Origin of the sequence: Pelomonas sp. CA6, from assembly GCF_022549225.1 — a bacterium.
Taxonomy (GTDB): domain Bacteria; phylum Pseudomonadota; class Gammaproteobacteria; order Burkholderiales; family Burkholderiaceae_C; genus Roseateles.
In genome coordinates this window covers 437,223-449,846 of sequence record NZ_JAKZFD010000002.1, presented here as the reverse complement: position 1 = coordinate 449,846, position 12,624 = coordinate 437,223, and the positions used below count along the sequence as shown (strand labels likewise).

Genomic DNA, 12,624 nt, shown 5'->3' with positions numbered 1-12,624 from the left:
TCATCTCACAACAGGAGACAACATGAGCAGAACCCCTCCCCTTCGACCTTACCGTCGTCATGCCGTGGCGGCCGCCATCGTGCTGGCGCTGGCCGGCACGGCGGCGCAGGCACAAATCACCGGCGCCACGGTGCGCGGCCAGATTTCCGCCGCAGGCGCCAAGGCGCCCGAAGGCACGGAGGTGGTGGCCATCAACAAGGCCAACGGCAACACCTACCGCACCAGGACGCTGTCCGATGGCAGCTATGTGCTGCTGGGACTGAATCCGGGGGCCTATGAGATCCGTGTCGGCGGGGCCAGCCAGGGCAGCCTCATCACGCTCTCCGTCGGCGAAAACGCCACCGTTGATCTCTCCACCAGCCACAGCCAGCTCGGCACCGTCGTCGTCTCGGGATCGGCGCAGCGCCAAGGCGTGCGCGACACCCAGGTCAGCACGCTGGTGTCGAACAAGATGATCGAAAACCTGCCTCAGATCACGCGCAACTTCCTCTCCGCGGTGGACCTGGCGCCCGGCGCGCGCTTCGAGACCGGCAGCGATGGCAGCACCCGTATCCGTGGCGGCGCGCAGAACGAGGACAGCGTCAACATCTTCATCGACGGCGTGGGCCGCAAGAACAACATCCTGCGCGGCGGTGTCGTCGGGCAGCAGGAAAGCCAGGGCAACCCCTTCCCGCAAGGAGCCATCGGCGAGTACCGTGTGCTGACGCAGAACTACAAGGCGGAGTTCGATCAACTGACCTCGCTGGGCATTGCGGCGGTCACCAAGTCCGGCACCAACGAGTTCCACGGCGAGGTGTACGGCAACCGGACCGGATCCAACTGGCGCGCCTACAGCCCCAAGCAAAGCGAAAACGAAGCCGCCGGCATTCCGCGCCCCTCGTTCACCCAGATCGAAACCGGCTTTTCGCTGGGTGGCCCGATCGTGCAGGACAAGCTGCATTTCTTCCTGGCCTATGACGGCAAGTCCATCGACCGTCCCGTACAGACCGCGGGCAAGAACTTCGAGAAATACCCGACCTCGCCCGGCCTCATCCCGCAGCTGAAGTCGGAACAGGGCCCCTATACCCGCAAGTTCAAGGAACACCTGCTGTTCGGCAAGCTTTCGACCCAGATCAACGACGAGCAGAAGCTGGACCTGAGCTTCACGGTGCGCGACGAAGACGCCAAGAACCTGGTCAGCGACAACGGCCTGTCCGCCGCCAGCACGGAATCGAACAGCAAGAACACCGAGACCCGCGTGGACCTGTCGCATGAATGGGCACGCGATGCCTGGCTGAACGAGGCCAAGGTGGGCGTGTCTCGGTCGCGCTGGAACCCGCACGGCGTCACCAACTCGCCGCTGTTCCGCTACAAGTATTCGCCGACGAACGAGCTGAAGAACTCGCAGGACATTTTGTGGACGGGCGGCTCGCCCGACGCGCAGGACCGCAAGCAGAACGAGGTGTACGTCAAGAACGACCTCAGCTTCACCGGCATCCAGGGCCATGTGATCAAGGGGGGCGCCCAGCTCAAGCTGATGGGCTACCGGCTGGGCGGCACGCAGTACGGCGTGCCCGCGATCAACGTCGTGGTGGACCAGACCACCGGCCTGCCTTATTACGCAAACGGCGTCTGCACGGGCACCAATGTCGCCTCCGGCGGGCTGCAGAGCGACCAATGCCAGATCACGCGCTCGGCCGAGCCGATCAACGTCAACTACGACAACAAGCAGATCGGCCTGTACCTGCAGGACGACTGGTCGGTCACGCGCCAGCTAGACGTCTCGCTGGGCCTTCGTTGGGACTACGAGACCAACATGCTCAACAACAGCTATGCCACGCCGGCCGACATCGTGACAGCGCTGCGCGGGCTCGACGGCCGCACCATCGGTGGCGTGACCGCACCGGCGAACCAGACCTATGCACAGTCGCTCGCCAAGGGCGGCATCAACATCGACGACTACATCGCCACCGGCAGTTCGCGCAAGGCCTTCAAGGGCGCGCTGGCCCCCCGCCTGGGCTTCTCCTACGACGTGACGGGCACGCGCAGCACTGTGGTCTACGGCGGCCTGGGACGCAGCTATGACCGCACGATGGCCAACCAGGCGCTGCAGGAGCTTCAGCACAACGCGCAGGCCAACGGCGAAATCTGGCTGATCAAGAACAACTACAAGATGCCTTTCGCGGACCAGATCAGCCTGGGCGTGCGTCAGGCCGTGGGCGAGTGGAATGCCGACATCTCGGTGTCTCGGCAGCACGCGAAGAACCAGTTCATCTGGTTCAGCGGCAACCGCGATCCGAACGGCGGCTGGGGGACCCAAAGCTCGATCGACCCGCTGTGGGGCGGACCCAAGGGCTACGGCAACCTGATCCTGGGCGACACCGTCGGCGAGATCAAGACCACCAGCCTGTTCGTCAAACTGGAAAAGCCCTATACCGTGGCCAGCGGCTGGAGCGTGACGGCCGCCTACACCCATGCCAAGGGGCAGACCACCAACAAGGACTGGAACACCGACATCTTCGACTGGACCTATGGCAAGGGCACGCGGGGATGGAACCAGTCGGTGCTGTCGCCCAAGGACCGCCTGGTCCTGGCCGGCTTCACCGACCGCCTGCCCTGGGGCTTGGGCCTGTCCGGCAAATGGACCTGGGACACGGGCAATCCGCGCCGCATCACCAACTGCGCGGGCGGTTGGAACCAGTGCATGAATGTCGAGGGCAAGGCCGGCAACTTCAGCCAGTTCGACCTGGGCCTGTCCAAGGAGTTCCGCATCGGTCCGGGTGCCCTGCGCGTGCGCGCCGATGTGTTGAACCTGTTCAACCGCACCAACTGGGGCTATTACGACGACTGGGTCGGTGGCCCGGGCACCCCCCCGAAGAATTACCTGGGTGGCGACAATCCCAACCTGGGCAAGGCCAACGACATTCGCGGAGATATGCGCACCTACAAGGTGACCGCTTCGTACAGCTTCTAACAACGGAGCAAAGGTGGCAGCGCCTACAGTCGGCGCTGCCATCGCCCTGGCATGAACGACACATCCATGAATCGCCGCTCCTTGCTGACCGGCGCGGGCAGCGCCTTGCTCGCGCAGGCGCTGGGGCTCGCCCCATCCGGCGCTGCGGCCGGCGTCCAAGCTTCGCCGCCGCGGCCCGCTTCCCCCGCCAGCGCGCCGGACCTGTCGGCGCAAGACACCGCCTTCCTCGACGACCTCGAGCGGCGCACCTTCGACTTCTTCTGGGAGACCACGCGCGCCGACAACGGCCTCGCGCCGGACCGCTGGCCCAGCCCTTCGTTCGCCAGCATCGCGGCGGTGGGCTTCGCGCTGAGCGCCTATCCGCTGGGCGTGGCGCGCGGCTATGTCACGCGGGAGCAGGCGCGCGGCCGCGTGCTGCGCACGCTGGACTTTCTCGCCGGGCTGCCGCAGGGCCCGCAGCCGCGCGGCGTCGCCGGCCACCGCGGTTTTTTCTACCACTTCCTGGACATGAAGACCGGCCACCGCTTCGAGCGCTGCGAGCTGTCCACGGTGGACACCGCGCTGATGCTGATGGGCGCGCTGCATTGCCAGAGCTTCTTCGACGCCGAGCAGCCCGACGAGGCGCGCATCCGCGCGCTGGTGGACCAGCTCTACGGCCGCGTGGACTGGCGCTGGGCCCAGGTGCGCCCGCCGGCCATCAGCCATGGCTGGACGCCGGAGCAGGGCTTCATCACGTCCGACTGGAAGGGCTACAACGAGGCCATGATGGTCTACTTCCTGGCGCTGGGCTCGCCCACGCAGCCGGTCGGCCCCGAGGCCTGGGAAGCCTGGACCAGCACCTACGACCGCGACAGCTGGGGCACGGACTACGGCCAGACCCATTTGCGCTTCGCGCCGCTGTTCGGCCACCAGTTCACCCACTGCTGGGTGGACTTCCGCGGCCTGCGCGACGCCTACATGCGCCAGCGCGGGCTGGACTACTTCGAGAACTCGCGCCGCGCCACCTACGCGCAGCAGGCCTATGCGCGCGCCAACCCGCTGGGCTGGAACGGCTACAGCGCCGAGGTCTGGGGCATCAGCGCCAGCGACGGCCCGGCCGACGTCGAACGGATGTTCAAGGGCGCGCACTGGGATGCCGGCCGCGCCGCGGAAAAGCGCCGCTTCATCAGCTACGCCGGCCGCGGCATGGGGCACTACGACGACGGCACGCTGGCGCCCTATGCGGCAGGCTCGTCCATCGCCTTCGCGCCCGAGATCGTCGTGCCCGCGCTGCGCGCGATCCGCGAGCGCCATCCGCATGTCTGGGGCCGCTATGGCTTCCTGGATTGCTTCAACCCCAGCTTCACCTACACCGACGTGAAGCTGCAGCATGGCCGCATCGAGCCCGGGCGCGGCTGGGTGGACACCGACTACCTGGGCATCGACCAGGGCCCGCTGCTGGCCATGCTGGGCAACCACCGCGGCGAGCTGATCTGGCAGACCCTGCGCCGCAACGCCCACCTGCGCCGCGGCCTGCAGCGCGCCGGCTTCACGGGCGGATGGTTGTGAAATCCGGCGCGGCCCCGGACCCGCGACCGCGCCGCGCCGTGCTCCAGGCCGCCGCGGCGGGCCTGGCCGCGCCGCTGCTGGGCGGCTGCGCGCCGCGCGAGCGCAAGCAGCTGCGCTTCTGGGCCATGGGCCGCGAAGGCGAGGTCGCCGCCGAGCTGGTGGAGGGCTTCGAGCGCGAGAACCCGGGCCTGCGCGTCAAGGTCGAGACCCTGCCCTGGACCTCGGCACACGAGAAGCTGCTCACCGCCTTCGCCGGCGACGCGACACCGGACCTGGCCCAGATGGGCAACACCTGGCTCCCGGAGATGCAGGCGCTGGGCGCGCTGGAGCCGCTGGCGCCCTGGCTGGCGCAGCCCGACGCGCCGCCGGCCGAGGACTACTTCCCGGGCATCTGGGCCACCAACGCACCCGAGGGCGCGCGCGTGGGCCTGCCCTGGTATGTGGACACGCGGCTGCTGTTCGTGCGCCACGACCTGCTGCAGCGGGCCGGCATCGCGCAGCCGCCGCGCGACTGGGCGCAGTGGCGCGAGGCGCTGGCGCGGCTGCGCCGGGCCGGCATGGCCACGCCGCTGCTGCTGCCCACGAATGAGTTCGAGCCGCTGCTGGCGCTGGCCCTGCAGCAGGACGGCGAGCTGCTGCGCGACGGCGGGCGCTACGGCCATTTCACCGGCCCCGGCTTCCAGCGGGCGCTCGGCTTTTATCTGGAGCGCTTCGCGCGCGCCGAGGCGCCGGGCCTGAGCAACAACCAGATCGCCAACGTCTGGCAGGAATTCGGCCGCGGCAGCTTTGCCTTCTACATCTCCGGGCCCTGGAACATCGGCGAGTTCAAGCGCCGCCTCGGCGCCGAGCTGGCCCAGGCCTGGAGCACCGCCGAGCTGCCCGGCCCGCAAGGGCCCGGCGCATCCATCGCCGGCGGTGCCAGCCTGGTGATGTTCCGCCGTTCCCGGCTCAAGCCGGAGTGCTGGGCGCTGATGCGCTATCTGAGCCGCCCCGAGGTGCAGCAGCGCTTCTACGCGCTGACCGGCGACCTGCCGTCGCGGCGCAGCAGCTGGACGCTGGCGCGCGCCGGCGAGCCGCCGCTGCGCCAGGACCGCCATGCGGCGGCCTTCTACCGCCAGCTGGAGCGCGCGCGCGCGGCGCCGGCGGTGCCGGAATGGGAGCGCATCGTGCAGGAAATGCAGCTGGCGGCGGCGCGCGGCGCCCACGCGGTGGACCCGGCGCGCGGCGGCGAGGCCGCCGTGGCGGCGACCGCGCGCCAGCTCGGTGCCGAGCTGGACCGCCGCGTCGACGCGATCCTGGAAAAGCGCCGCTGGATGCTGGCGCAACGCGGAGGCGCCGCGTGAAGAAGGAGAGCAAGGTGCCTGACACCGCTTCGGGACCGACGCGCAGCGCGCGCCGCGAGGCCCTGGCCGGCTGGGCCTTCGTGGCGCCGGCGCTGACCGTCATCGCGCTGTTTTTCGGCGTGCCAGTGCTCGCCGGCCTCAGCCTGAGCCTGACGGACTTCGACATCTACGCGCTGGCCGACTGGCGCAACCTGCGCTGGCAGGGCCTGCAGAACTACCTGCAGGTGCTGTCCATGCCGCTGTTCTGGCAGGCGCTGGCCAACACCGCCTACTTCGTCGTGCTGGGCGTGCCGCTGTCCATCGCCGCCTCGCTGCTGTGCGCGGTGCTGCTGCAGTCCCGGCTCGCGCGCTTCAAGCCGGTGCTGCGCACCGCGCTGTTCGCGCCGGTGGTGACCACGCTGGTCGCGGTGGCGGTGATCTGGCGCTATCTCTTCCACGTGAAGTACGGGCTGGTGAACTACGCGCTCACCGGCCTCGGGCTGGACCCGGTGGACTGGCTGGGCGATCCGCGCTGGTCCATGCCCACCATCATCCTGTTCGCGGTGTGGAAGAACTTCGGCGGCAACATGATCATCTTCATCGCCGCGCTGCAGGCCATCCCCGAGGACCTCTACGAGGCCGCGCGGCTGGACGGCGCGCGCGGCTGGGCGCAGTTCCGCCACATCACGCTGCCCAGCCTGGCGCCGACGCTGCTCATGGTCAGCATCCTGACCACGGCGGGCTATTTCCAGCTCTTCGCCGAACCCTATGTGATGACCCAGGGCGGCCCGCTGCAGAGCACGGTCAGCGTGCTCTACCTGATGTACGAGGAAGGCTTCAAATGGTGGAACCTGGGCCTGGCCTCGGCGGTCGCCTTCGTGCTCTTCCTCATCATCGTCGCGGTCAGCAAGGGTCTGATGGCCCTGCAGGCGCGCCTGTCCGGAGGCCGCGCATGAAGGCCCGGGCCTGGTTCGTCAACGGCCTGCTGTGGGGCCTGGCCCTGCTGGCCGTCTTCCCGCTCCTGTGGATGGTGTCGGTCTCGCTGATGCCGGCCGGCAGCGCCTCCAGCCTGCCGCCACCGCTGCTGCCGCGCCAGCCCACGCTGGCGCACTACCAGCAGCTGCTGCGCGCCGGCGGCATCGCGCAGGCCTTCGTCAACAGCCTGGGGCTGGCGCTGGCGGCGACGCTGCTGTCCACCACGCTGAACACGCTGGCCGGCTATGGCTTCGCCAAGCTGCGCTTCGCGCGGCGCGAGCGCGTCTTCGGCTGGCTGATCGCCGCGCTGGTGATCCCCGGCCAGGTGGCGATGCTGCCGCTGTTCCTGATGCTCAAGAGCATGGGCCTGGTCAACACCTGGATGGGCGTGCTGATTCCCAGCATGGCGAGCATCTTTGGCATCTTCCTGGTGCGCCAGTACGCGCGCGGCGTGCCCGATGACCTGATCGAGGCGGCGCGCATGGACGGCGCCGGCGAATGGCGCATCTTCTTCCACATCGTGCTGCCGGTGCTCAAGCCGGTGCTGGTCACGCTGGCGGTGTTCGCCTTCCTGGGCAGCTGGAACGATTTCATGTGGCCGCTGATCGTGCTCACCGACAGCGGCATGCACACGCTGCCGGTCGCGCTGGCGGCGATGTCGCGCGAGCATGTGCAGGACAGCGAGCTGATGATGGCCGGCGCGGTGATCACCGTGCTGCCGGTGCTGCTGCTCTTCCTGGCGCTGCAGCGCTTCTACATGCAGGGGCTGCTGATGGGCTCCGTCAAATGACCACCGCCACACCGGCTCCGGCCGGCTCGACCCAGCGCGCCCCGCGGCGACGCCTCTGCCATGGATGACCGAATGAGACTGCGTGCCACGCTGTGGGGCTGCGTCGCCGGCCTGCTCGCGCCGCTGGCGGCGCTGGCGCAGGCGCCGCGCCTGCTGGACGACATGAAAGACGCGGGCCGCTGGACGGCCTCGGCCTCGGACCAGGTGCGCGCCAGCCTGGCGCGCGAGCGCGACGGCAGCCTGTGCCTGAACTACGACTTCGCCGGCGTCTCCGGCTATGCGGTGATGCGCCGCGAGCTGGCGATGGACTGGCCCGAGGACTTCGTGCTGCAGGCGCGGCTGCGCGGCCGTGGCGATGGCAACGACCTGCAGCTCAAGCTGGTGGACGCCAGCGGCGACAACGTCTGGTGGGTGAACCGCCCGGCGCTGGCGCTGCCGCGCACGCTGACGGAGCTGGCCTTCAAGCGCCGCCATGTCAGCTTTGCCTGGGGGCCAACGCCGGACCGCCAGCTGCGCAGCACGCGCTTCCTGGAGTTCACCGTGGTCGCCGGCCAGCAGGGCGGCGGGCGCGGGCAGCTGTGCGTGGCGGCGCTGAAGCTGCAGCCGCGCCTTGCCGCGCCGGCCGCGTGGCCGGCGCCGCAGCGCAGCGACAGCCCCGGCCAGACCGTGCTGGACCATGGCCGGCCGCGCGAGTTCAACGGCCTGTGGCTGCAATGGCCGCAGATGGCGCGTGGCCTGGACTACCGGCTGGAGGCCTCGCAGGACGGCCAGCGCTGGACCCTGCTGCGCGAGGTGCAGGGCAGCGACGGCGGCAGCGATGCGCTCTACCTGCCCGAGCAGGAATGGCGCTGGCTGCGCCTGCGCTATCCGCGCGGCCAGGCCGCGCCCCGCGTGGCGCTGCGCGACGCGGCGCAATGGCCGGACCGCAACGCCATGCTGTCCGAACTGGCACGCGGCCTGCCGCGCGGCGAGATGCCGCGCGCCTTCGTCGGCGAGCAGAACTACTGGACCGTGGTCGGCGTGGACGGCGGCGCCCAGCATGCCGGCCTGATCAGCGAGGACGGCGCGATCGAACTGGACCGCGGCGGCCCCTCCATCGAACCGCTGCTGCTGCTGGCCGACGGCCGCAGCCTGGGCTGGGCCCAGGTGCAGATGCAGCATGGCCTGCGCGAGGACGCGCTGCCGCTGCCCTCGGTGCAATGGCAGCACGAGGCCGCCGGGCTGCGCGTCGAAGCCACGGCCGACGGCCCGGCGCGCGCGCCGCGCCTGCTCGCCCGCTACACGGTCAGCAACCCGGGCCCGCGGCCGCAGCGCCTCAGCCTGCTGCTGCTGCTGCGCCCCTGGCAGGTCAATCCGCCGCAGCAGTTCCTCTCCACGCCGGGCGGCATCACCGCGCTGCGCAGCCTGCGCTGGCAGGACGGCCGCCTGCGGGTGCAGGCGGGCGAGGGCGGCGCGCCGGCCTGGCAGCTGCGCTTCAGCAGCACGCCGCAGCGCATCACCGCCACCGGTCTGGACGGCGGGCTGGGCCTGGCCTCGGTGCGCCAGGGCCTGGCGCTGGAGCCGGGCCTGGTGTTCAGCGACCCGCAGGGCAGCGCATCGGCGCTGCTGCGCTTCGACCTGGACCTGGGCCCCGGCGAGCAGCGCGAGATCGGCTGGGTCAGCGAACGCAGCGGCCCCGCCGCGCCCAGCGACAGCGCCAAGCCGCGCCGCGCGTCGTCGCGGGCCGTGGATGAGGCCCCGGCGCCGGACGCGCCACCCGAGGCCGCGCCGCCCGAGCCGGGAGCCGGCACACTGTCGGCGCAGGCCCTGGCGCAGCGCTTCGAGCAATCCGCGGCGCGCTGGCAGCAGCGCCTGGGCCGCGTGCGCATCGAACTGCCGCCGCCGGGCCGGGCGCTGGAGCGCAACATGCGCAGCGCGCTGGCGCAGATCCTGATGTCGCGCGAGGGGCCGGCGCTGCGCCCGGGCACGCGCTCCTATGCGCGCTCCTGGGTGCGCGACGGCGCGATGATGGTGGCCGGGCTGCTGCGCATGGGCGAGCAGCAGGCCGCGCGCGAGTTCGTCGACTGGTTCGCCGGCTACATCTTCGAGTCCGGCAAGGTGCCCTGCTGCGTGGACCAGCGCGGCGCCGACCCGGTCACCGAGAACGACAGCCACGGCCAGTACCTGTACGCGGTGGCCGAGCTGTGGCGCCACACGCAGGATCGCGCGCTGCTGGAGCGCCACTGGCCCCAGGTGCAGCGCGTGCTGGCCTGGATGGAGGCGCTGCGCCAGAGCGAGCGCGGCGCGGCCAACCGGACGCCCGAGCGGCTGCGCTTCTTCGGCCTGATGCCGCCGTCCATCAGCCATGAAGGCTATGCCGACAAGCCCGCCTACGCCTACTGGGACGATTTCTGGGCCCTGCGCGGCTACCAGGACGCGGTGCAGATCGCGCAGGCGCTGGGCCAGCCCGCGCTGGCGCGGCGCTGGGCCGGCTGGCGCGACGAGTTCGCGCGCGAGCTGTCCGCCTCCATCGCGATGACGGCGGGCCACTATCGGCTGGACCACATCGCCGGTGCCGCCGACCGCGGCGACTTCGACGCCAGCTCCACCACCATGGCGCTGAATCCGGCCCAGATGCAGGACCGGCTGGCCGCGCCGCTGCTGCAGGGCACTTTCGAGCGCTACTGGGTCCAGGCCCTGGCGCGCGCCGAGGGCCGCCTGGCCTGGAAGGACTACACGCCCTACGAGCTGCGCAACGTCAGCGCGCTGCTGCGCCTGGGCCAGCCCGAGCGCGCGCACCGGCTGCTGGACTTCTTCTTCCGCGACCAGCGCCCGGCGGGCTGGAACCAGTGGGCCGAGGTGGTGCTGCCCGACCCGCGCGAGCCGCGCTTCCTGGGCGACATGCCGCATGCCTGGGTCTCGTCGGACTATCTGCGCGCCGCGCTGGACCTGCTGGCCTACGAGGACGAGCCGCGCCAGGACCTGGTGCTGGGCGCCGGCGTTCTGCCGGCCTGGCGCGAGGCCGGCGACCTGCGCGTGGCCGGCCTGTCCACCGCCTATGGCCGGCTGGACTACAGCCTGACGCGCCGCCCCGGCGGCGGCTGGACCCTGGCGGTGGCGCATCGCCCCGAGCGCCTGCCCGGCGCGCTGCGCCTGGCCTGGCCCGGCGAGGGGGCACTGCCGCGCGCCGTCCACGCGGGCCGCGCGCTGGCCTGGGACGGCCGCGAGCTGGTGCTGCCGCCCGGTCTTTCGAGCATTGAACTGGAGCCCTGAGAGGGTCTGAACCATGGCCTCCCTGAGCCTGCGCGGACTGCGCAAACACTATGGCAGCACCCCGGTGCTGCACGGCATCGACCTGGACGTGGCGCACGGCGAGTTCGTCGTCTTCGTCGGCCCCTCGGGCTGCGGCAAGAGCACGCTGCTGCGCTGCATCGCGGGGCTGGAGAGCATCAGCGAGGGCGAGCTGCGCATCGACGATCGGCGCATGAACGAGGTGGACCCGGCCGCGCGCGGCCTGGCCATGGTGTTCCAGAGCTATGCGCTGTATCCGCACATGACGGTGGCGCAGAACATGTCCTTCGGGCTCAAGCTGGCGGGCACGCCGCGCGCCGAGGTGGAGCGTGCGGTGGCCGAGGCGGCCGAGGCGCTGCAGCTCACGCCGCTGCTGCAGCGCCTGCCGGCCCAGCTCTCCGGCGGGCAGCGCCAGCGCGTGGCCATCGGCCGGGCCATCGTGCGCCGGCCGGGCATCTTCCTGTTCGACGAACCGCTGTCCAACCTGGACGCCGCGCTGCGCGGCCAGATGCGCGTGGAGATGGCGCGGCTGCATGCCCAGCTGGGCAGCACGGTGCTCTACGTCACCCACGATCAGGCCGAGGCCATGACCCTGGCCGACCGCATCGTCGTGTTCAACAAGGGCCGCATCGAGCAGGTCGGCGCGCCGCTGACGCTCTACCGCCAGCCGGCCAACCGCTTCGTCGCCGAGTTCCTCGGCTCGCCGCGCATCAACCTCCTGCCCAGCCGCCAGGCCCTGCCCGGCGCCGCGTCGCACGAGCTGGGCCTGCGCCCGGAGCAGCTGCGGCTGCGCCCCTCGGCCGAGGGGGGACGTCTGGCGGGCGAGCTGCAGCTGCTGGAACATCTGGGCGACGTGGCCTACGCCCATGTGCGCACCGACGATGGCGCGCTGCTGGTGGCGCGCGCGCCCGCCGACACGCCGCTGCGTGGCGGCGAGCGCGTGGCGCTGGACTTCGACCCCGAACAGGCCCTGCATTTCGATGCCCAGGGCCGCCGCCTGGAACCATGAACCGCCGACATCTGTTGCAAACCCTGGCCGCCACCTCGGCCGTCCTCAGCGGCGCCGGCTGCGCCACCGGCTCGTCCATCCCGGATGGCCTGGCCGAAGGCCGGCAGAGCGCCTGGCGCCTGGATGGCGCGGCGGGCTTCGCCCGGCTCTGGCTGTGGCTGCCGCCCGGCTACGCGCAGCGGCGCGAGCCCTGGCCGCTGCTGGTCTTCCTGCACGGCTCGGGCGAGCGCGGCGAGGATCTACAGCGCGTCAAGGTCTACGGCCCGCCGCGCCTGGCCGACGAGGGCGGCGCCCAGCTGCCCTGCATCCTCGCCAGCCCGCAGCTGGAAGAGGGCGCGCGCTGGGCGCCGGCACGGCTGCATGCGCTGCTGGAGGCCTTGAAGAGCCGGCTGCGCGTGGACCCCGACCGCGTCAGCGCCACCGGGCTCAGCCTGGGCGGCCACGGCGTCTGGGACTGGGCCTGCGCCCATCCGCAGGACCTTGCCGCCATCGCGCCGGTCTGCGGCTATGGCAATCCGCGCGCCGTCGCGGCGATGCGCGAGGTGCCGGTGCGCGCCTACCACGGCGATCGCGACACCGTCGTGCCGCTGGCGCGCCAGCAGGCCTGCGTGGACGCGCTGCGCGCGGCCGGCGGGCAGGCCACGCTGACCGTCTTTCCCGGCGTGGGCCACGACGCCTGGACCCCCGCCTACCAAGATCCCCAACTGCTGCCCTGGCTGCTGGCCCAGGTGCGGCGCTGACCCCCAGCCCGTTCGAG

At 71.2% G+C, this 12,624-nt stretch carries 8 protein-coding genes; all 8 read left to right on the top strand.

The window, feature by feature from the left end; translation table 11 throughout:
- Nucleotides 1-22: 22 nt before the first annotated feature.
- The 8 genes from LZ017_RS05775 (at nucleotide 23) to LZ017_RS05740 (ending at nucleotide 12,607) form a co-directional block, all read left to right on the top strand.
- On the top strand, nucleotides 23-2,953 hold the full coding sequence (locus LZ017_RS05775) for a TonB-dependent receptor domain-containing protein (RefSeq protein WP_241299189.1): 2,931 nt from the start codon (nucleotides 23-25) through the stop codon (nucleotides 2,951-2,953).
- Nucleotides 2,954-3,019: 66 nt separating this feature from the next.
- Nucleotides 3,020-4,501 carry a glucoamylase family protein gene (locus LZ017_RS05770; RefSeq protein WP_241299187.1) on the top strand — a complete coding sequence of 494 codons (1,482 nt, stop codon included), beginning with the start codon at nucleotides 3,020-3,022 and terminating at the stop codon, nucleotides 4,499-4,501.
- Between the two features lie 38 nt (nucleotides 4,502-4,539).
- The gene (locus LZ017_RS05765) at nucleotides 4,540-5,844 is read left to right on the top strand and encodes an extracellular solute-binding protein (protein ID WP_241299185.1); all 1,305 of its coding nucleotides are present in this window, start codon (nucleotides 4,540-4,542) and stop codon (nucleotides 5,842-5,844) included.
- Nucleotides 5,845-5,858: 14 nt separating this feature from the next.
- The gene (locus LZ017_RS05760) at nucleotides 5,859-6,779 is read left to right on the top strand and encodes a carbohydrate ABC transporter permease (protein ID WP_241299183.1); all 921 of its coding nucleotides are present in this window, start codon (nucleotides 5,859-5,861) and stop codon (nucleotides 6,777-6,779) included.
- On the top strand, nucleotides 6,776-7,588 hold the full coding sequence (locus tag LZ017_RS05755) for a carbohydrate ABC transporter permease (protein WP_241299182.1): 813 nt from the start codon (nucleotides 6,776-6,778) through the stop codon (nucleotides 7,586-7,588). Before LZ017_RS05760 ends, LZ017_RS05755 begins: the two co-directional genes overlap by 4 nt.
- Nucleotides 7,589-7,660: 72 nt before the next feature.
- A complete protein-coding gene (locus LZ017_RS05750) occupies nucleotides 7,661-10,840 on the top strand; it encodes an amylo-alpha-1,6-glucosidase (protein ID WP_241299180.1) in 3,180 nt (1,059 codons plus the stop codon).
- Nucleotides 10,841-10,853: 13 nt separating this feature from the next.
- The gene (locus LZ017_RS05745; protein WP_241299172.1) at nucleotides 10,854-11,867 is read left to right on the top strand and encodes a sn-glycerol-3-phosphate ABC transporter ATP-binding protein UgpC; all 1,014 of its coding nucleotides are present in this window, start codon (nucleotides 10,854-10,856) and stop codon (nucleotides 11,865-11,867) included.
- Nucleotides 11,864-12,607 carry a dienelactone hydrolase family protein gene (locus LZ017_RS05740; protein WP_241299170.1) on the top strand — a complete coding sequence of 248 codons (744 nt, stop codon included), beginning with the start codon at nucleotides 11,864-11,866 and terminating at the stop codon, nucleotides 12,605-12,607. The genes LZ017_RS05745 and LZ017_RS05740 overlap by 4 nt, the downstream gene beginning before the upstream one ends.
- The last annotated feature ends 17 nt before the right edge of the window (nucleotides 12,608-12,624 follow it).

Coding starts and splice junctions, on each gene's coding strand:
- LZ017_RS05740 (WP_241299170.1), top strand. CDS start 11,864: ATGAACCGCCGACATCTGTTGCAAACCCTGGCCGCCACCTCGGCCGTC.
- LZ017_RS05775 (WP_241299189.1), top strand. CDS start 23: ATGAGCAGAACCCCTCCCCTTCGACCTTACCGTCGTCATGCCGTGGCG.
- LZ017_RS05770 (WP_241299187.1), top strand. CDS start 3,020: ATGAATCGCCGCTCCTTGCTGACCGGCGCGGGCAGCGCCTTGCTCGCG.
- LZ017_RS05755 (WP_241299182.1), top strand. CDS start 6,776: ATGAAGGCCCGGGCCTGGTTCGTCAACGGCCTGCTGTGGGGCCTGGCC.
- LZ017_RS05750 (WP_241299180.1), top strand. CDS start 7,661: ATGAGACTGCGTGCCACGCTGTGGGGCTGCGTCGCCGGCCTGCTCGCG.
- LZ017_RS05745 (WP_241299172.1), top strand. CDS start 10,854: ATGGCCTCCCTGAGCCTGCGCGGACTGCGCAAACACTATGGCAGCACC.